2 protein-coding genes are annotated in these 1764 nt (G+C 62.4%); both read left to right on the forward strand.

All coding sequences use genetic code 11. From position 1 onward, the window contains the following. A partial coding sequence (locus BLU15_RS38775) for an FtsX-like permease family protein (protein ID WP_143034379.1) occupies positions 1-789 on the forward strand: 789 nt, incomplete at its 5' end. Between the two features lie 16 nt (positions 790-805). Continuing rightward, positions 806-1492, forward strand: a complete 687-nt coding sequence (locus tag BLU15_RS38780; RefSeq protein WP_034786709.1) for an ABC transporter ATP-binding protein — start codon at positions 806-808, stop codon at positions 1490-1492. The last annotated feature ends 272 nt before the right edge of the window (positions 1493-1764 follow it).

A 1764-nucleotide genomic window follows, 5' to 3' on the forward strand; every position in this document is an offset into this window, starting at 1 on the left:
ATGGCCGAACAGCTTGGCATAACGGTCGGCGGTACCATCACGCTGACCTCGCCCAACGGCGACGTGACGCCGCTCGGCATGAACCCGCGTGTGAAGGCCTATACCGTCTCGGCGATCTACGAGATCGGCATGTCGGAATATGATTCAACAATCATCTTCATGCCGCTTGAAGAGGCACAGCTGTTCTTCAACGCCGAGGGACTGGTTCAGTCGATCGAGATCTTCGTCGAACATCCAGATGTCGTCGAGGAGTTGCGCCAGCCGATCGAGGACGCGGCCGGACGGCAGATCTTCATCACCGACTGGCGCGACCGCAACAAGACCTTCTTCTCCGCGCTCCAGGTGGAGCGCAACGTGATGTTCATGATCCTGACGCTGATCGTGCTGGTCGCGGCGCTCAACATCATCTCCGGCCTGATCATGCTGGTGAAGGACAAGGGCAGCGACATCGCGATCTTAAGGACCATGGGCGCGACCTCGGGCTCTGTCATGCGCATCTTCTTCATGACCGGGGCTGCCATCGGCGTCGCCGGAACGGTCGCGGGCGTGGCGCTCGGCGTCGTCGTCTGCCTCAACATCGAATCCATCCGACAGTTCTTCTCCTGGATCTCCGGAACGACGCTGTTTAGCCCAGAGCTTTATTTCCTCAGCCAGCTTCCGGCCGACATGAACGCAGACGAGACTGCACTCGTCATCGTCATGGCGCTGACCCTTTCCTTCCTCGCCACGATCTTTCCGGCCTGGCGCGCCTCGCGCCTCGATCCGGTGCAGGCCCTGCGTTACGAATGACAAGGACATCACCTCAATGAATGCGCGCGTGGCACTGCAGCTTTCCGGCGTCGAACGACACTATGGGGAAGGCGAGACGTTCCTTTCCATCCTCAAGGGTGCGGACTTCACGCTGAGAAGCGGCGAGACTGTGGCGCTGGTCGCGCCGTCAGGGACCGGAAAATCGACGCTGCTGCATGTGGCGGGTCTGCTGGAACGCCCCGATAGCGGCGAGGTGCTGGTCAACGGGGTGTCCTGCGGCGGGCTCAATGACGATCGGCGCACGGCGATCCGTCGCAACGAGATCGGATTCGTCTACCAGTTCCACCACCTGTTGCCTGAGTTCTCGGCGCTCGAAAACATCATGATGCCGCAGTTGATCGCCGGTCTGCCCAAGGCGGAAGCCGCGGAGCGGGCTGGGGCGTTGCTCGACTATATGCGCATCGGCCACCGCGCCGATCACCGCCCGGCGGAACTTTCCGGCGGCGAGCAGCAGCGCGTTGCGATTGCGCGCGCCGTTGCCAACGCGCCGCTCGTTCTCCTTGCCGACGAACCGACAGGCAATCTCGATCCGGAGACCGCCGGTTATGTCTTCGAGGCGCTGGAAGCGCTGGCACGGCAGTCGGGCCTCGCGGCATTGATCGCGACGCACAATCACGAGCTCGCCGGACTGATGGATCGGCGGGTGACGATCGAAGACGGCAAGGTCGTCGAGATGAAGTGAGTGTGCCGGAGGGCGGACGCGACGACCACTCGGACGCCGCCACGTCAGCCTGCCTTTCGCTGGCGCACGTACAAGTTTCTCGACGTGAATCTAGACTGCCCTCGATGATCGTCGAAGCGGTGATCGACAAGCTGGTCGCAACGAAGTGATGAGGCGAGGGAAGGCAGGATGACCGCCGTGACCGAAGATCGGGTGCAGGCCGCAGAGCGGCCTGAAAAGTCCTCCAGCCGACCCTTTTCCGCCTTCGAGCGTATGGTGGCGTGGCGCTACCT

It is taken from the genome of Ensifer sp. YR511 (assembly GCF_900103045.1).
GTDB lineage: Bacteria > Pseudomonadota > Alphaproteobacteria > Rhizobiales > Rhizobiaceae > Ensifer > Ensifer adhaerens.